Source organism: Saccharothrix sp. DSM 118769, assembly GCF_052936295.1.
Map to the genome: position 1 here is coordinate 4,957,035 of NZ_CP193627.1, position 17,564 is coordinate 4,974,598.

15 protein-coding genes are annotated in these 17,564 nt (G+C 76.2%); 6 read left to right on the top strand and 9 right to left on the bottom strand.

What is annotated here, in order from left to right; genetic code table 11:
* Positions 1 to 825, bottom strand: coding sequence for an acyltransferase domain-containing protein (locus ACRAKJ_RS21525; protein ID WP_438922984.1), 825 nt, complete (start codon positions 823 to 825; stop codon positions 1 to 3).
* A 10-nt stretch (positions 826 to 835) separates the two neighbouring features.
* Positions 836 to 1,858, bottom strand: coding sequence for a hypothetical protein (locus ACRAKJ_RS21530; RefSeq protein ID WP_438922983.1), 1,023 nt, complete (start codon positions 1,856 to 1,858; stop codon positions 836 to 838).
* A 1,085-nt stretch (positions 1,859 to 2,943) separates the two neighbouring features.
* Here ACRAKJ_RS21530 and ACRAKJ_RS21535 point away from each other — a divergent pair.
* Complete coding sequence (locus ACRAKJ_RS21535) at positions 2,944 to 3,558, top strand: hypothetical protein (RefSeq protein ID WP_438924030.1); 615 nt, start codon at positions 2,944 to 2,946, stop codon at positions 3,556 to 3,558.
* Positions 3,558 to 4,862 carry an MFS transporter gene (locus tag ACRAKJ_RS21540; RefSeq protein ID WP_438924029.1) on the top strand — a complete coding sequence of 435 codons (1,305 nt, stop codon included), beginning with the start codon at positions 3,558 to 3,560 and terminating at the stop codon, positions 4,860 to 4,862. Before ACRAKJ_RS21535 ends, ACRAKJ_RS21540 begins: the two co-directional genes overlap by 1 nt.
* A 402-nt stretch (positions 4,863 to 5,264) precedes the next feature.
* On the opposite strand, the gene ACRAKJ_RS21545 is transcribed toward ACRAKJ_RS21540, so the two are convergent.
* Both ACRAKJ_RS21545 and ACRAKJ_RS21550 read right to left on the bottom strand, forming a co-directional pair.
* Entirely contained in the window at positions 5,265 to 6,089 is an 825-nt protein-coding gene (locus tag ACRAKJ_RS21545) for a bifunctional DNA primase/polymerase (protein ID WP_438924028.1), read from the bottom strand.
* 61 nt (positions 6,090 to 6,150) lie between these two features.
* Entirely contained in the window at positions 6,151 to 6,348 is a 198-nt protein-coding gene (locus tag ACRAKJ_RS21550) for a hypothetical protein (RefSeq protein ID WP_438924027.1), read from the bottom strand.
* Between the two features lie 106 nt (positions 6,349 to 6,454).
* Here ACRAKJ_RS21550 and ACRAKJ_RS21555 point away from each other — a divergent pair, with 106 nt between their 5' ends.
* Entirely contained in the window at positions 6,455 to 6,988 is a 534-nt protein-coding gene (locus tag ACRAKJ_RS21555) for a hypothetical protein (RefSeq protein WP_438924026.1), read from the top strand.
* A gap of 198 nt (positions 6,989 to 7,186) precedes the next feature.
* Positions 7,187 to 9,982 (top strand): AAA domain-containing protein, encoded by a 2,796-nt coding sequence (locus ACRAKJ_RS21560; protein WP_438924025.1) that lies wholly within the window; start codon positions 7,187 to 7,189, stop codon positions 9,980 to 9,982.
* 12 nt (positions 9,983 to 9,994) lie between these two features.
* Here ACRAKJ_RS21560 and ACRAKJ_RS21565 read toward each other — a convergent pair whose 3' ends face one another.
* From ACRAKJ_RS21565 to ACRAKJ_RS21575, 3 genes are all read right to left on the bottom strand, one after another.
* Positions 9,995 to 10,918, bottom strand: a complete 924-nt coding sequence (locus ACRAKJ_RS21565; RefSeq protein ID WP_438924031.1) for an alpha/beta fold hydrolase — start codon at positions 10,916 to 10,918, stop codon at positions 9,995 to 9,997.
* Positions 10,919 to 10,991: 73 nt separating this feature from the next.
* On the bottom strand, positions 10,992 to 11,999 hold the full coding sequence (locus ACRAKJ_RS21570) for a TerC/Alx family metal homeostasis membrane protein (RefSeq protein WP_438924024.1): 1,008 nt from the start codon (positions 11,997 to 11,999) through the stop codon (positions 10,992 to 10,994).
* 154 nt (positions 12,000 to 12,153) lie between these two features.
* Positions 12,154 to 12,618, bottom strand: coding sequence for a hypothetical protein (locus ACRAKJ_RS21575; RefSeq protein ID WP_438924023.1), 465 nt, complete (start codon positions 12,616 to 12,618; stop codon positions 12,154 to 12,156).
* Between the two features lie 144 nt (positions 12,619 to 12,762).
* On the opposite strand from ACRAKJ_RS21575, the gene ACRAKJ_RS21580 reads away from it, so the two are divergent.
* A complete protein-coding gene (locus ACRAKJ_RS21580; RefSeq protein WP_438924022.1) occupies positions 12,763 to 13,722 on the top strand; it encodes a helix-turn-helix domain-containing protein in 960 nt (319 codons plus the stop codon).
* A 10-nt stretch (positions 13,723 to 13,732) separates the two neighbouring features.
* On the opposite strand, the gene ACRAKJ_RS21585 is transcribed toward ACRAKJ_RS21580, so the two are convergent.
* Entirely contained in the window at positions 13,733 to 14,680 is a 948-nt protein-coding gene (locus tag ACRAKJ_RS21585; RefSeq protein WP_438924021.1) for a hypothetical protein, read from the bottom strand.
* Between the two features lie 66 nt (positions 14,681 to 14,746).
* A complete protein-coding gene (locus ACRAKJ_RS21590) occupies positions 14,747 to 15,550 on the bottom strand; it encodes a protein kinase domain-containing protein (RefSeq protein WP_438924020.1) in 804 nt (267 codons plus the stop codon).
* Positions 15,551 to 15,697: 147 nt separating this feature from the next.
* On the opposite strand from ACRAKJ_RS21590, the gene ACRAKJ_RS21595 reads away from it, so the two are divergent.
* A complete protein-coding gene (locus ACRAKJ_RS21595) occupies positions 15,698 to 17,503 on the top strand; it encodes a SpoIIE family protein phosphatase (protein ID WP_438924019.1) in 1,806 nt (601 codons plus the stop codon).
* Positions 17,504 to 17,564 lie beyond the last annotated feature (61 nt).

Genomic DNA, 17,564 nt, shown 5'->3' on the forward strand with positions numbered 1-17,564 from the left:
TCAGTGGATCTTGTTGACGAGCGAGGTGAGCGTCTGGCCGTGGACCTCGTCGAAGTCGGTGACGCCGGCCGCGCGCAGGGTCTTGACGGCGGCCACCCACTCGACGGGCGCGGACAGCTGGCGGGCGAGCAGGTCGGGGCCGTCGAACAGGCCGCCGGTGACGCTGGAGACGACCGGGGTGGTGGCGGGCCGGAAGTCGAACTCGGCGAGCACGGCCCGGAACTCGGCCTCGGCGGGCGCCATCAGCGGGGTGTGGAACGGGCCGCTGACGTTGATCGGCACGACGCGGGAGCCCGGCAGCGCGGCGATGGCCTTGCCCGCGACGGCCAGCTCGGCGCGGTCGCCCGCGATGGTGGTCTGGGTGTCGGCGTTGAGGTTCGCGACGAACACCTTGGTCAGGCCGGTCTCGACCAGCGCCCGGCGGACGAACGCGGCGGGCACGCCCTGCACGGCGGACATGCCGCCGCCGGTGATGCCCGACATCAGCTCGGCGCGCCGCTTGACCAGCCGCAACCCGTCGGCGAGGTCGAGCACGCCCGCGGCGACCAGCGCGTTGTACTCGCCGAGGCTGTGGCCGGCGAAGTAGGCGTGGCCGGGGTGCTCGGCGGTGCGCTCGACGCCCAGCAGGGCGTTGACGAAGAACACCGCGGGCTGGGCGTAGCGGGTGTCGCGCAGCCGGCGCTCGGGGTCGCGCAGGCACAGCTCCTCGATGGAGTACCCGAGGATGTCGTCGGCGAGGGCGGTGGCCTCGGGGTGGCGGGAGAACAGCTCCGCGCCCATCCCCTTGCGCTGCACGCCCTGGCCCGGGAAGAGAAGGCACTGCACGGCGGTTCTCCTATCCAACTCGGCGGGGTGGTCGGACCGATTCGAAGCGCACCCGCGTGCGCAGGGACTCGCGGGTGAAGCGGCGGGCGCCCGCGCCGGGCCCGCAGTCGAGGATCCGGGTCACCTCGGCGTCGGCCACGGCGTGGCCGGCGGCGGGTGCCCAGTCGATGGGGCGGACGAAGACCTGCCGGAGGTACTCGTCCACGAGGTCGTCGGCGTGCTGGAGGTTGCGCGGCCCGTCGGCGGCGTAGACCGGGATCGCGAGCCGGTCGGGGGTGGGCCACGGGCCGGTGAAGTCGGCGTCGGCGCGCACCCGGTCCACCACGGGCGCCAGGGCCGGGGTGTGGAAGGGGATCGTGTTGGGCAGGAACGCCCAGGTCACGCCGGGGCGTTCGAACTCGGGGCGGGCCGCGCGCAGGGCGAGCAGCGCGGCGGTGGGTCCGCTGAGGACGTGCGCGGTGGGCGCGTTGAGCAGGCCGAGCGTGACGGTGGTGGCGGGTGCGCCGGCTGTGTCGGCTGTGTCGGCTGTGTCGGCTGTGCCGGTCAGCAGGTCGTCGAGCTCCTCGCGGGACATGCCGGTGACCGACGCCATGGGGCCGGGCGCGGCGCCCCTGCTTCCCCGGTAGGCGGCGACGAGGGCCGGGTCCGGCTCGGGGTCGGGCGCGACCTGGTGGGCGCGGACGAGGCTGACCACGACGAGCCTGACCGAGGCGGCGACCAGGTCCAGGAACTCGTCGAGCCGGGTGGGCCGCAGTCCCGCGACGACGGCGGCCTGCAGGCCGATGCTGTGGCCGAGCGCGGCGACGACGCCGTCCGCCGGGCCCCACGCGGCCGGCTGGAGGTGGCAGAGCTGGTGCACGTGGACGCACGCGCCGGCCGCCGTGGAGTCCAGGGCGGGCGGGTCGACGCCGTCGAGCCATTTCTCCAGCGGCAGCCCGCCGGGCAGCGCGACCGGTCCGAGGTATTCGGCGGCGGCGTCCAGCGCGTACTGCACCGCGGTGAAGAACGCGGTGTTCTCGGGACGTGCGCGCAACGTTCGCAGGGTTGTTATCAAAGTGTCGTTGTTCCCACCGAGACCGTCGAACAGCAATAGGGAGCGCATGGCACCTCGACCCGTTCCGGGCAGCAGGGGACGGACCGGGTTCGACCCCGCGTGCGGGGCCGACACCTGGTCAGATGTGTTAACAGGAGGTCAATGGGTAATTGCTCGGATGCGACGGACCGATAGGCCACACCTATGGGGCCGGGGTCTCCATTCGCCTTTTTGATGACGGGCCCGCAGCCCGTTCCGGTGTTCTCCTCGGTCGATCGTCGTGTTTCCGAACGCGGCGTTACGCTAATCGCGAGGAGTGTTCACGACAATTGTCCGCCCAGTGACCGAAGACATGTCCGGAACCGAACCACCCGGCTCGGTCGGAACAGCGGAAGTCCCTCACCTGCGCAATCGGGGCCGTCCCGTACCGGTACCGCTTGTCCGCAGACCTGCGGGGCGGGTACGGGAGCACGTAGCGCGCCCCTCGCCCGCCTCCGGGCTCCCGAACGCAGAACTCGGGGGTCCTGAACGCAGGACTCACGCGTCGCGAGCGTCGGACTCTCGGGTCCTGAGCGTTGGACTCTCGGGTCGCCGACGCATGACTCGCCCGGGTCGACCCACCGCTCGCCGGCGAGTCATGCGCTCGTGACGCGCGAGTCATGCGTTGGGGACGGGTGAGTCGTGCGCTCGTGGCGGGTGGGTCGTGCGGTGGGGACGCCGCCGGGGGTGGGTGCCCCCGGCGGCGTCCGGGTGTGCCGTCTGCCCTGGGGGTGGCCTACGGCACAGGTCTGAGGGGGTCGGCGTTCGGCTCGCCGGGGCCCCGCGGGGCCAGTCAAGCGACGACGCGGTGGCGGCGCCAGGCAGAAGTGCCGGCAGGAATACCAGGAACAACCGGGTCGGGCCCCGACGGGTCGGGGCGGCGGCGTTGGACCGAACGGACCATCGGCATGAGGTCCACTGTGGACCATATGCAGATTTCTCTACGTCACCCTACGGATGTTTCCGCATCCGTGCGGCCTCATGGTGGGTGAACCGCACCGATGCCCGCACAACGACGTGCGGCACTCACCGGGAGGTGCACCCCGATGATCCACACCGCTCCCTCCGCGCACGCGGACGAAGCGGGGAGCAGGGCCGAGACCATGGCCCGCTTCCTGCGCGACGTACCCGTCCCCTTCACCCGCGTGCTGTCCCTGTGGGTGGGCTACCGCCTGCGCCGCGACCCCCGACGACCCGACGCCCCGCACGTCCTGACGCCGCGCCAGGCCCACCTGCTCGGCTTACCGCCGGGCACGCGGGTGACCCGACGCGAGGGGTACCTGGTCCCCAACCTCGGCGACAGCTCCCCCCGGCTGGCCGCCATCACCGCGCTCGTGCACCAGCAGGCCCTCGACCTCGACGAACCGCGCCGCGAGGACCTCGCCCGCGGCTACACCCCGCTCGGCGTGCTGCTGACCGAGGCGCGCCGGGCCACCCACTACGCGACCACGGCCCGCGCGCCCGAGGACCCCGACTTCGCCGACCCGCTGCCCGACCTGCCCGGGGACGTGCCCGTCCTGTGGTGCCAGGCCACGCTGCTCAGCGCGGGCAGACCGGTGGCGCTGGTGCGCGAGTCCGTCTACCTGGCGGCCTTCACCGGCCGCCGGCCACCCGACCTGTCCGCCCACCTCACCCCGGCGCCGCCCCGACTGGTGTCGTGATGCACGCCCGGACCGCCGCGCTGGCCGCCACGACGGTCGCGGCGGGGTCCAGCGGGTACGTGGTCGCCGCGGTGCTGACCGAACTGGCCGCCGACCACGGGGTGTCCGCCGCCGCGGCGGGCACGGCGATCACCGCGTTCGCCCTGGCCTACGCGGTCGGCTCGCCGCTGCTGGCGATCGCGACGACGCGCTTCGGCCGGCGGGCGGTGCTGGTGGTCGCGCTGCTGGTGGCGGCGGTGGGCAACCTGGGCGCGGCGGTCGCGCCGACGTTGGACCTGCTGCTGGTGGCCCGGGTGGTCACCGCGTGCGGCGCGGCGCTGGCGACCCCGGCGGCGACCGCGGTGGCGGCCCGGCTCAACCCCGGCCGACCGGCGGCGGCGATGGCCGTGGTCACGGGCGGGCTCACCGCGGCCACGCTGCTGGGCGTGCCGGCCGGCCGGTTCGTGGCCGACCAGTTCGGCTACCGGGCGGCGTTCGTGCTGACCGCGCTGCTGTGCCTGGTGGCGGCGCTGGTGGTGCGCGCGGCGGTGCCGGCCGTCCCGCCCGGTCCGGTGGTCGACGTGCGGCAGCGGTTGGCCCCGCTGGCCGATCGGCCGGTGCAGCGGCTGCTGGCGGTGTCGCTGCTGGCGTGCCTGGGCACGTTCAGCGTCTACGGCTACCTGGGTCCGGTGCTGGGCGGTTCGCCGTCGGGAGGGAACCTGCTGGCCTACGGGATCGGCGGGGTGCTCGGCAACGCGCTCGGCGGCGTGGCGGCCGACCGGTGCGGGCCGCGGGTCCCGCTGCTGGTGGCGCTGGGCGGCAGCGCGGTGGTGCTGGCGCTGCTGCCGGCGGTGGTGACGGGTCCCGGACCGGGACCGGCGGTGCTGCTGTTCGCCTGGGGCGCGTTGTTCTGGGCGTTCAACCCGCCGCTGTTCGCGGCGCTGGTGGCGCTGGACCCGGACCGGGCGAACCTGCTGCTCGCGCTGAACGCCTCGGCCATCTACGCGGGCATCGCGGGGTCGGGCGTGCTCGGCGGCGCGGTGGACGCGCGCGTCCTGCCGCTGGTGGGCGCGGTGATCACGCTCGGCGCGGTCGCCGTGGTGGCCACGACCCGGCGCGCCGGGCCGGGCACCGGGCCGGCAGGCGCGAGTCCGCCGGGTGCGGAGCTGCCGGGCACCGAACCGGCAGGCGCTGACCTGCGGGGCGCTGACCTGCGGGGCGCTGACCTGCGGGGCGCTGACCTGCCGGAGCCGCCGGAGGGAGGTGTGCCCGCGCCGCGCTCCCCCGCCGACGGCGCGCCGGTGGGACGGGAGGTGGCCCGCTGACCGGTGCGGTGCCGAAGTCCGGTCCCGGTGCGGCCCGGTCCCGGTGCCGGTTGAGACACGGGGGTGGCGGCACCCTTCGACCGGACGGCTGACTCGGGCGGCGTGCTGCGGCATGCTGGATCGGTGCTGTCCTCGGTCGACCCCGACCGGGTCGACCCGCCTGCGGGCGGTGGCGACCCGGTCGCGACGCTGGTCGTGCTCGCCCCGCTGGGGGCGGTGGTGGCGGTGGTGCTGTGGTGGTCGGAGCGGCGGGCGGCGCGGCGGCGGGCGGTGGTCGAGGACCCGGTGGCCGAGGACGCGGTGCTGGGGCTCGACGACCTGATCCGGGTGGCGGGGCTGCTGGTGCTGGTGCGGTTGCTGTCGGCCCGGGACGTCCCGGGCGGGTCGGTGCAGGACGCGGGGTCAGCGCAGGACGCGGGGCCGGCGGCGGCCCAGGGCGAGGCCGTTGGCGACGTGGCGGGCGGCTTCGCGGCCGGTCCACCCCTCGACCCCGTCGTGGGGTGCGGCGGCGGCGAGCAGCAGTGAGCGGGCGGTGGCCTCGTCCAGCCAGCCCGCCCCGACGAGTTCGCCCAGGCGGCACGCGGCGGTGAACACCACGTGCGCGCGCACGCCGGGGCGGGCCTCCTCGACGCGCCGCACCTCGCCGTCCACGACGGCGTCCCGGTAGGCGGCCACGCGCCGCCCGGAGCGGTGGCGCTGCACGGGGATGTCGAGGTGCTCGGGCGGCGGCGGGGTGAGCACGGCGACGAGCCAGTCGGGGGCGGGCGCGACGGGCAGGTCGCGCAGCACCCGGTACCGGCGCGTGCCGAGCAGGGACCCGGCGGCCACCACGTACCCGCCGACGCCGCGGGTGTCGACGTGCGGGGCGAGCCTGCCGGCGGTGTTGCCCAGCGGCACATCGGGGGCGAGGAAGTAGCGGTGCTCTCCCCCGGAGGCGGTGCTCACCGAGTAGGTGTCGCGCGGGTCGTCCTCGCCGTGCTGCCAGGCGCGCCGGGCGAACGCCTCGCGACCGTGGGGCACGTCGAGGTCGACCACGAGCAACCCGGCCGCGCCGCACGAGATGCCGACGTTGTAGGGGTGCCGGGACCACCAGCGGCGGATGAGGTCGCGGTCGAGGGTGGCCTCGCGGTCCCAGCCGCGCAGGGCGGGCGCCTTGTCGTGCGGGCGCAGCGGCAGGACGGGCCAGCCGCGCGCGGCGGCGGCCAGTGCCGCCCGGTACCTGGACATGCGCTCCCCCCGTTCGCGTGGTGCCGGCGGGGGAAGCGCCGTGCCGTCCAGTGTGCCCCGGTCAGGGCTCGCGGTACAGGGCCACCAGGACGCCGTGCCGGAACTCGTGCCCGCCCGCGTCCTCGGCCTCGTCGACGAGGCCGCGCAGGTGCTCGCCCAGCTCAACGTCGGCGGCCGGGGTCAGGCGCAGGTGGCGCAGCAGGAGCAGGGGGTCACCGGTGTCGGCGGCCGAGGCGCTGGTGATCGACGTGCTGGACAACCGGGCGGCGCCCCGGCGCGGTTCATCCTTTCAGGGAGTGGAGCGGTTCGGCGGGCCGGATAAAATTCGGGGTTCGTGGCGCCGTGAAACGACATCGGGGTTCTCCATGGACGACGACCGCCTCGTCGGCAGGGTCGCGCGGCGGCTGCGGCTGTTCGACTCCAACGCGGACGGGGTGGTGCGCGGGCGCGACGTGACGGCGGCGGCCGAGCGCGTGGTGCGCGGGTTCCGGGTACCGCCGGCGTCGATCCGGGCGGAGCGCGTGCGCGCGGTCTACGAGGTGCTGGCGCTGGCGCTGGTGGCGGAGTTCGGCGACGCGGCACGCGACGAGGTGCGCTGCGAGCGGTTCGCGGCGGCGGTGGGCGCGGACCCGGCGCGGCGGGCGCGACTGGGGCTGCGGATGGCGCGGGCGGACGCGGTGGCCGTGCGGGAGTGCCTGGCGGGCAACGGCGAGGCGGTGGGGGCCGAGCAGGTGGCCGGCGTGGTCGTGGCGCTGGGCGCGCACCCGGGCCACGCGCCGGCGATCCGGCGGGCGTGGGAGCGCGACGGGGCGCCGATCGCGCTCGCCGCCGTCGACCTCCCCCTCGCGGCCTACTTCGGGGGACGCGGCCGGCCGGGGCTCTACGGCCCGCCGGGATAACTCGGCGGTTCACACGTCCGAGCGGAGCGGACCGGCCCGACACCGCCCCCGACCATCCACTCCGGACACCCAGCGGTCGCCCGGCACCCCCAGCCCACGAGACCGCCGTGGCCCCGCCGGACCGGCGCGACACCCGCCCCGGCCCACGAGACCGCCTGACCCGACCCGCCGAGCCCCCCACGTGGCAGGATCACCGCCGTGACCGTCCCGGCCGTGCTGCGCACGCTGGCCCGACTCAGCGCCTCCGAACAGCCGCAACGGGTCCAGCTCGACCTCACCAAGACCGCCGGCCTCGCCTGGATCGGCGACGGGACCGCCGGGTGGACCGCCCTGACCGCCCGCCCCGGCACACCCGCCGGACCACCCTGGATCGCCTCCCCCTCCCAGCACCAGGCCGCGCTGCGCCTCGCCCAGTTCGACGCCCTGCACCACGAGGACCGCCTGCTCCGCCTCGGCTGGGCCTTCCTGTGCGGCCCCACCCGCGTCAACGGGCAACGACGACGCCTCTGCCTGCCCCTCGCGTCACGCCCCGTGCGACTGCGCCACGTCGCCGGACGCCGCCACACCCTGCACGCCGCCGGCGACACCGCCCTCTTCCCCCTCGTCACCGACTGGACCCGGGCCGCCGACCTCGAAACCGGCCTCACCACCGACCACTCCTGGATCACCGCCGTGCTCGCCGCCGCCGGCCTCGACCCCGTCCCCGTCCTCGACGCCGCGCACGACCCGCGCCGCTACGTCGGCGGCGACCAACTCGTCGTCGTCGCCGGGACCGGCCTGCACGCCGGCGAACCCGTCGTCACCACCGGACGCGGCAACGACCTCCACACCTGGGCCCGCACCCCCGGCGTCGAGCACACCGCCCTCGCCGCCCTCTACGCCCAGCACCACGACCCCGCCCCGGCCACCGGCGAACCGGTCACCGGCGAACCGGTCACCGGCCCCCTGCCGCTCAGCCCCGACCAGCGCGCCGCCGTCCTCGCCGCCCGCCGCGCACCCGTCACCGTCCTCGGCGGACCACCCGGCAGCGGCAAGACCCACACCCTCGCCGCCATCGCCCTCGACGCCGTCGCCGCCGGCCGCTCCGTCCTGCTCGCCAGCCGCACCCGCAGCGCCGCCGACGCCCTCGCCACCGCACTGCACCGCGCCGGCGGCCCCGCCCCCGTCCTCTTCGGCGACTCCGAACTCCGCCAGGACACCGCACGCGAACTCGCCGACGGACCCACCGCCACCACGACCACGAACGAACTCGCCACCCTCGACCACGCCCGCCGCGCCGCCGACGCCGCCGTCACCACCGCCGAACGCGCCATCGCCGCCGCCCTGCGCGACGAAGAACTCCTCCACGCCGCCGTGCACCGCGAAGCCCTCATGCCCGCGCACCGGCTCGTCGCACCCCGCGCCTTCGACGCCGACACCGACCTCGACCGCCTCCGCACCCTGCTCCGCCCCCGCACCGGCCCCCTCGCCCGCACCCGCACCGCCCTCGCGCTGCGCACCGCACGCCGCCGCACCGGCGCACCGGACGGCACCACCACCGCCGACCTCGCCGCGGCCCTCACCGCCGCCGAGCAGTCCGCCGCCCACGTCCGCGTCGCCGCACGCGGCGGCACCGACCTGCACGCCCTGCGCGACCTGCTCGCCGAAGAGGACACCCGCGCCCACGCCGCCACCGCCGCCTGGCTGCGCGCCCTCGCCACCGGCCACCGCGGCACCGGACCACGACGCGCCGTCGCCGCGCTCGCCACCGCCCTGCGCTCCGGCCCCGCCGCCCGCCGCCGCGCCCTCGCCACCATCCCGCCCCACGACCTCGTGCGAGCCCTGCCCGTGTGGGTCGGCACCCTCGCCGACGTCGAAAACATCCTCCCCGCCGCACCCGGCATGTTCGACCTCGTCGTCCTCGACGAGGCCGGCCACGTCGACCAACCCCTCGCCGCACCCGCCCTGCTGCGCGGCCGACGCGCCGTCATCGGCGGCGACCCACGCCAACTGCGCCACGTCTCCTTCGTCGGCGACCAGGCCGTCCGCGACGCCCTCGCCGCCGAGGGCACCACCGCCCTCGCCGACCGCCTCGACGTGCCCAAGGTCAGCCTCTTCGACGCCGCGACCGCCGTCGCCGACGTCCACCACCTCACCGAGCACCACCGCTGCGCGCCCCACCTCATCGGCTTCGCCGCCACCCGCTTCTACGACGGCCGCATCGCCCTGCTCACCACCCACCCCGCCCTCGCCGACGTCGACCGCATCGACACCGAACACGTCCCCGGCACCCGCGACGACAAGGGCGTCAACCACGTCGAGGTCGACGCCGCCCTCGCCCACGTCCGCCGCCGCACCGCCGCCGGCACCCGCTCCATCGGCGTCGTCACCCCGTTCCGCGCCCAGGCCGACGCCCTCGAACAAGCCCTCCTCGACCGCCTCACCCTCGACGAGATCACCACCGGCGGCGTCCGCGTCGGCACCGTCCACGGCGTGCAGGGCTCCGAGTTCGACGAGGTCGTCATCAGCTTCGCCCTCACCGACGACGACCGCCCCCACGCCTGGCGCTTCGCCGGCGACCGCAACCTGCTCGCCGTCCTCACCACCCGCGCCCGCCACCGCGTCCACGCCATCACCTCGGCCACCGCGCCCGTCGGCCTCGTCGCCGACTACCTCGCCCACGCCGACACCCCGCCCACCGGCACCCCCGGCACCGCACCCGCCGACGAGTGGACCGCCCGCCTCGCCGACGAGCTCACCGCCCTCGGCCTCACCACCCGCACCGGCTACCCCGTCGGCCACCTGCACGTCGACCTCGTCGTCGGCGAACGCGCCCACGCCGTCGCCCTCGACACCCGCCCCCACCCCGACGGCCCCGCCGCCCACCTCACCCGCTGGCGCGCCCTGCGCGGCGCGGGCTGGCGCGTCCACGACGCCTTCCCCAGCCGCTTCGCCCACGACCCCGCCCGCGCCGCCGTCACCCTCGCCCACGAACTCACCACCGGTCAGCCCTGACCGGCGGCCCGGTCACCCCGCCGAACGACGGACCTCACCGCCCGACGACCCCTCCCACCGCGCACGCACCCACTCCAGGCACGACACGGCCGACGACAGCACCGACAGGTGACCGTCCCCCGCCGACACCCGCAGCTCCGCCCCCGCGCACCGCCCCGCCAACCACCGCGAGTGCGCCGCCGGCACCACGCGGTCCTCCCCGCCGTGCACCAGCAGCACCGGTGCCACCACGTCGGCCGGGTCGAACCCCCACGGCGCCACGTACGCCAGGTCGTCGTCCACCGCGCCCGGCGCACCCAGCGCCGGACCCACCACCGACCCGAACCACGACCACTCCCCCTCCAGCGCGGCCCAGTCCGCCGACGTGAACCCCGGCTCCCGCTCCTCCCCCGACGCCTCGAACGCCGGCTTCACCGCACGCCCCGCCACCGCCGCGCGCAACGACGCCCCACCCGACTCCGCCATCCCCGCGAACCAGTCCAGCCCCTCCGCGCCGTACGGGGCCAACCCCGCCACCGACACGACGGCCACCACCCGCCCGCCCAGGAGCGCACCGCACGCCAGCGCGTGCGGCCCACCACCGGAGTGCCCCACCACCGCGAACCGGCCGACCCCCGCCGCGTCCGCCACGGCCGCCGCGCACACCGCCGCCGACGCCACGTCCCGCCCCGGCCGCCCCGACGACCCGCCGTACCCGGACCGGTCGAAGGACAGCCACCGCAGACCCAGCCGGGCGGCGTCCGCGAACAGCGGCGCGGGCGGCGCGCCGAGGTTCGGCGTCCCGTGGTGCCACACCACCGGGAGCCCGTCCCCGCCCGTGTCGCAGGCGTGCAGCACGGGACCACCGGGCAACTCGACGTCGAACTCGATCATCACCGCGCCGAGCCTGGCGCCGCGCGTCCTCAGCGGGTTTTCGCTGGTCAGGACGTTCGGCACCAAGCTCGGCGCGATGCAGAACTTCTTTTTGTCTACACTGAAGTTATCGAGTGGACGGTACCAGTGGTCCCGGTCAGCGCTCGTCCTCCCCCGATCGGGACCTGCTCGCCCGCAGCGACCCGGGGTGCGCCTTGGCCGACGGGTCCTTGCGGGTCTTGAGCAGGCTCGCGACCGTGACGATCGCCAGGACGCCGATGATCACGCCCAGGCTGACCGGCGTCGCGATCTCCGGCACGCTCGCCGACACGTCCACGTGCAGCCAGTGCAGGATCAGCTTCACGCCGATGAACGCGAGGATGACCGCCAGCCCGGTCGACAGGTAGACGAGCCGGTCCAGGAGGCCCTTGACCAGGAAGAACAGTGCCCGCAGGCCGAGCAGCGCGAAGGCGTTGGCGACGAAGACGATGTACGGCTCCTCCGTCACGCCGAACACGGCCGGGATGGAGTCCAGGGCGAACAGCAGGTCGATGCCGCCGATGGCGACCAGCACGATGAACAGCGGCGTGCCGACCCGCTTGCCGCCCTCCCGGGTGAACAGCTTGCCGCCGTCGTACTCGGTGGACAGCGGCAGCACGCGCCGCGCGGTGCGCACGACCGCGTTGTTCTCCACGTCCGGGTCCTCGTCGCGGTGCCGGAACAGCTGCACCGCGGTGAAGATCAGCAGCAGGCCGAACAGCAGGAACATGAACGAGAACAGCGAGAGCAGCGTCGCGCCGAGCGCGATGAAGATGGCGCGCATCACCAGCGCCAGCACGATGCCGAACGTCAGCACCTTGTGCTGGTGCTCCTCGGGCACCGCGAACGTGGTCATGATGATCACGAACACGAACAGGTTGTCGACCGACAGCGACTTCTCGACGATGTAGCCCGCGAAGTACTCGGTGCCGAACCCACCGCCGTGGGCCATCGTCAGCCACACGCCGAAACCCACGGCGACCAGGATGTAGAACACCGACCAGGCGGTCGCCTCGCCGAACCCGACCCGGTGCGGCCGGACCGCGGCGAGCACCAGGTCGACCGCGAGCAGCAGCAGGATCAACCCGATGGTCACGCCCCACGTGAGCGCGTCGATCTCCAGCACCCGTTTTCCCGCCTTCCGCTCGTCGGTGGAGGTGGCAGCTTCGCAGAAACGGACATTAGTGGGCAAAACGCCACACCGTGCCCGGATCAGGAGTGACCAGGACCATGCCCGAGGTTCCACCCGGCCGCATGGCCAAACCCCCGCCCGACGGGCGTCACGCCCCCGTGGTGGAACCGGGTCGGACGATCATCAGCACGGTGACGGCCGCCCACAGCAGGTTGAACACCCCGGTCTGCATCGCCAGCCGCCCGGGCCACGACGCCCCCACCGTCACCGGGTCGTGGCCGACCCCCTCCAGGACCGCCTGCTGGCGCGGCAGCACCGCCAGCACGAGCACGCCGGCCGCCACCGCGGTCAGGGCGATCGACGTGATCAGCCACGCGTCGCCGAGCACGCCGAGGCTGCTCGCGGTGAACAGGCCGAACAGCGGCACCGCCACGCCCAGCGCCGCGTAGACCCGGCAGATGCGGTTGAGCGTGCGCAGGACCACGACGTCGCGCTCCTCCCCCGTGGCCAGCGCCCGGCGCGTGGCGGCGGGGAACATGCTCGCCGCGACGGTGACCGGCCCGATCGCGACGATCGCGGCCAGCACGTGCAGCGACAGCAACACCTTCGTCATGATCAGGACGCTAACCGGGCCGCGCGCCCGGCGGCACCGGCCGGAATGCCATCTTCCACCTGGTTCCCGCCATCCGCCGTGACCTGCCCGGTCCGACCGAGGCGCAGGTCAGCGGTCTGGCCAGAACCCGTTACCGTGGTCGCCATGCACACGATCGCCGTCCTGGCGCTCGACCGGGTCGTCCCGTTCGACCTGGCCACGCCGATCGAGGTGTTCGCCCGCACCCGGCTGCCCGACGGGCGCGCCCCGTACCGGGTCAGGGTGTGCGCCGCCACGCCGACCGTGGACGCGGGCGCGTTCACCCTGCGGGCGCACTGGGGGCTGGAGGCGCTGGCCGCCGCCGACACGATCGTGCTGCCCGGCACCACCGCGCCCGACGAGCCCGTGCCGGACGAGGTGCTCGACGCCCTGCGCGCCGCCGCCGCCCGGGGCACCCGCATCGCGTCGATCTGCACGGGCGCGTTCGTGCTCGCCGCGACCGGCCTGCTGGACGGCCTGCGGGCGACGACCCACTGGGTGGCCGCGCCCGGGCTGGCCGCCCGCCACCCGGCGGTCGAGGTCGACCCGGACGTGCTCTACGTCGACAACGGGCAGCTCCTGACCTCGGCGGGCGCGGCGGCGGGCCTGGACCTGTGCCTGCACCTGATCCGCCGCGACCACGGCTCGGCGGTGGCCGCCGACGCGGCGCGGCTGTCGGTCGTACCGCTGGAGCGCGAGGGCGGCCAGGCCCAGTTCATCGTGCACGACCCGCCGCCGGTGCCCCGCGGCACGACGATGGAGCCGCTGCTGGCGTGGCTGGAGGACAACGCGGCGGAGGAGCTGACCCTGGAGGACATCGCCGCGCGGGCGGGCACGAGCACCCGGACGCTGAACCGCCGCTTCCGGGAGCAGACCGGCACCACTCCCCTCCAGTGGCTGCTGCGCGCCCGCGTCCGCCGGGCCCAGTACCTGCTCGAAGCCACCGACCACCCGGTCGAGCGCATCGCCGCGCAGGTCGGGTTCGGCTCGCCCACCGCGTTCCGCGACCGGTTCAAGCGCGTCGTCGGCACGAACCCGGGCGGCTACCGCGCGGCGTTCCGCACCGCCGCCGCGCCGTCCCGTTAGGACCTCCGGCTCAGGCCGGGTCGAGCGGGACGCGCACCCGGGCCGGGGCGAGACCGGCCGGCGGCCAGGAGACGAGCAGGTCGGCGACGTCCCCGTGCCGCTCCAGCACGAACTCCCGGGTGCCGTCCAGGGCGTCCCCGCCGCCGGACCACGAGCCGTGCGACGCGTGCGCCCGGTGCGCCACGCCGTCGTGCAGCACCGCGACGCGCGGCTCGTGGTCCGGGTCCGCACCCGGCGGGGAGGTGGCCGCCGAGAGCTCGCGCGCCACCTCGCCCCGCGCCACGCACACCAGGCCGAGGGACAGCAGGTCGGGACCGACGGTGGCCAGCCGGCCCAGCACCAGCACGGCGTGCTCGCCGCGGTGCAGGACGCGCTGGGCGACGGCGATCGCGCCCTCCTCGACCGCGACGCGCGGCGAGGCGCGCGAGAACCGCTCCTCGAACTCCCCGGTCGTCGGCGTCGCGAGCACCGGCGCGTCCCAGATGGACGCGGTGCCGCGCGCCACCTCCTCCCGACCCGGCAGCGGGAACGCGACCGCGGTGTCCGGGAGGCCGAGCGAGGGCCACCCGAGCACCAGGTCGAGCCGGTCGTGGACCGGCGGGAGCCAGTAGGCGGCGCGCCGGGACGGGCCGAACTCGCCGTCGTGGTCGTCACCGCTGTCGGTCGTCCACACCGACTCGCGCACCCGGTGCGCGCGGCCGTCGCCGTCGCGCCACCCGACGCGCAGGGCGTCGTCGTCCCCGGGCGGCACGCGGGTGGCCGGTCCGCCGCGCCGCTCGCGGATGTCGCGCTGCCGTTCGAGGGCGGTGCGCCGGTCCAGCGGCTGCCGGGCGAGGAGCTCCAGCACCAGGCCGGACGTCCGGGAGACCGCGCTGACCAGGCCGACGCTCGCGCCCGGCCACCGCACCAGCACCCCGCCGCGGTGCGCGGGCACGCCCAACGTCGCGAACTCCTCCACCGGTCGAGCATCCCGGTCGCCGGAGCGGCCGGCAACCGGCTCCCGCCGGCGGGTCGTGGAAGGCGGTCAGCCGCCGAGGGCCCGGGCGCACTCGGCGGCGCCGGGTCTGCGCCGCACCGACAGGGCCGTCATCAGCAGCAGCAGGCGGGTCAGGTCGGCGGGCAGGCCCGGCGGCACGGCGGGCGGGCGGTCCAGGCGCGCGAAGGCGGCGTCCACGGCACCGCCTTCGTACTCGCGGCGGCCGGTCAGGCACTCCAGCAGCACCAGGCCCAGCGAGTAGACGTCGGCGGGCGGTCCCACCTCGCCGCCGCGGACCTGCTCGGGCGCGAGGTAGGCGGCCGAGCCGACCACGTGGTCCCGGCGGGTGAGGCGCGTCGCGCCCGGTCCCCGGGCCAGGCCGAAGTCGGCGAGGTGGGCGTTGCCGCCGGCGTCGAGCAGCACGTTGGACGGCTTCACGTCGCGGTGCACGACACCCCGTTCGTGGACGTGCGCGAGCGCGTCGGCCAGGCGGGAGCCGAGCGCGCGCACGGCCTCCGGCGGCATCGGCCCGTCGGCGAGGCGGTCGCGCAGCGTGGGGCCGTCGACCAGCCGCAGCACCACGAACGGCCGGTGGCCGGCGGTGCCCGCGTCCTGCACGGACACCAGGGCGGGGTGGTGCAGGTCCGCCAGGGTGCTCACCTCGCGCTGGAAGCGGCGGCGCGCGGTGGGGTCGTCGTCGAGGGTGAACAGCTTGACCGCGACGAACCGGTCCAGGCGGGTGTCCCACGCCCGGTGCACGACGGCCGTGCCGCCGCTGCCGAGCAGGCCGTCGAGGCGGTACCGGCCCGCGAGCAGGCCGTCGATCCCGAGCAGGTCGTCGTGCCGCGACACGCTCCGCACCCTTCCGTCGCCGTGGTGGGAGGCGGCGTGTTCCCGCCCCACCGGGTTCCCAAACCCGCCGACCGCCCCCCGCTTCGGGAACGCGCAGCCGAGGCCGTCGCGCACGCGCGGGGGCCGAAGGCATAGGGTCGTCCGATCATGGACCCCCTGCCGCCGCCCGCCCCGGGCGACCCGGTCGCCGTCGTCGCCTGCTTCGAGGACCTGCCCGCCGCGGTGTGGGGGTTCGCCGGGCCGGACCTGGCCGTGGTGGCGGCCAACCGCGCCGCGCGCGAGGCCCTGCCGGAGGTCGCCGGCCGGGTCCTCGACCTCGCCCGGCGGTGCTACGCGCAGGGCCGGGTCGTCGTCGACGAGGAGCGGCGCGCGCCCGCCGGGGGCTTCTCCACCGTCACGTGCCGACCCTGGCCGGACGGCGACGGCGACGGCGCGGTGGGCGGCGTGATCGCGCACGTGGTCGACGTGACCGCGCAGGTGCTGGCCCGCGAGCGGACCGCGCGGGAGGTGGCGCAGGCCGCGCGGCGCGCCCTGCTGCCCGACGCGCTGCCGGTCCTGCCCGGGCTCCGGCTCGCCGCCCGGTACGTCGTGGCGGAGGACGAGCGGGCCGCGGGCGGCGACTGGTTCGACGCGGTCCCGCTCGGCGACGGGCGGGTCGCGCTGCTGGTCGGGGAGGTCGTGGGCTGCGGACCGGTCGCGTCGGCGGCGATGTCCGGGCTGCGCGCGGTCGCGCTGCGCGCCCTGTGGGCGAGCGCGCCGGTCGAGGAGGTGGCGGCGCAGCTCGACGCGTTCGCCTCCCGCTCCCCGGCCGCCCGCGCCGCCGCGGTGTGCCTGGTGGAGCTGGACACCGCCACCGGCGAGGTGCGGGGCGTGAACCGGGCCCACCCGCCCGCGCTGGTCGTGTCCGCCGACGGCGGCACCCGGTTCCTGGCGCGGGACCGGCCCGGCGGACCGCTGGGCGTGGGCGCGCCGGACGCCGGGGCGTGGCACGACCGGTTGCGCGCCGACGACGTCCTGGTGCTGTACTCCGACGGGCTCGTGGAGCGCGAGGGCCGCCCGCTGGACGCCGGTCTGGCCGCGCTGGCCGGCGTCGCCTCGGCCGCGCTCGCCGAGACCGGCGGTCCGCCGCGCCACCCGGCGGACCGGCTGTGCGCCGCCGCCGTGCGGCGCATGGGGTGGCCGGGCCACGGCGACGACGTGACCGTGCTGGTGGCCGAACGGCTGCCCGAGGCGCACGCCCCGCTCGCGGTGACGCTGGACGCCGACCCGGCGAACCTCGCGGTCCTGCGCAGGCGCCTGGCCGACTGGCTCGCGGTGCCGGACGTGGACGAGGACACCGCCTACGCGATCCAGCACTCGGTGGGCGAGGCCGTCACCAACTCGGTGGAGCACGGCTACGACCGCGACGGCGGCGAGGTGCGGGTGACGGCCCGGCTCACCGACCTGGGCGCGGCCGAGGTCGTGGTGCACGACCGGGGGCGCTGGCGGGCGGCGCCCGAGTCCCCCGGCGGGCGGGGGCGCGGGCTGGCGTTGATGCGGCACTTCGCGGACACCGTCGACGTGTCGTCCTCGGACGGGGGCACCACCGTGCGCCTGCTCCTGCCGATCACCCGGCCCGCGCACGTCGACCGCGCCGGACCGCACGCGGCGCGCGCCCGGACCGGGTTCGGCACCGTCCTGGAGCGGTCCGCGCACCCCGTGCTGAGCGTGACCGGGCCGGTCGACGCGCACACCTCGGACCTGCTGCGCGCGGCCGTGCACGAGGCGGGGCGGGGCGGCGCGCTGCCGCTCGTCGTGGACCTCACCGGGGTGACGCTGCTGGCCGGCGCGGGGGTGCGCCTGCTGTACGAGGTCACGGCGGCGCTGGGCGTCCGGCTCGTCGCGGCGGCCGGGTCGCCGGCGGGGCAGGTGCTGTCGCTGACCGGTCTGGCGCACGACGGGCGGACCCCCTGAGACCGGTGCCCACCGGGTACGGGCGGGACGCTGAACCCGCAGGTCCGCACGGTCGCGGCTC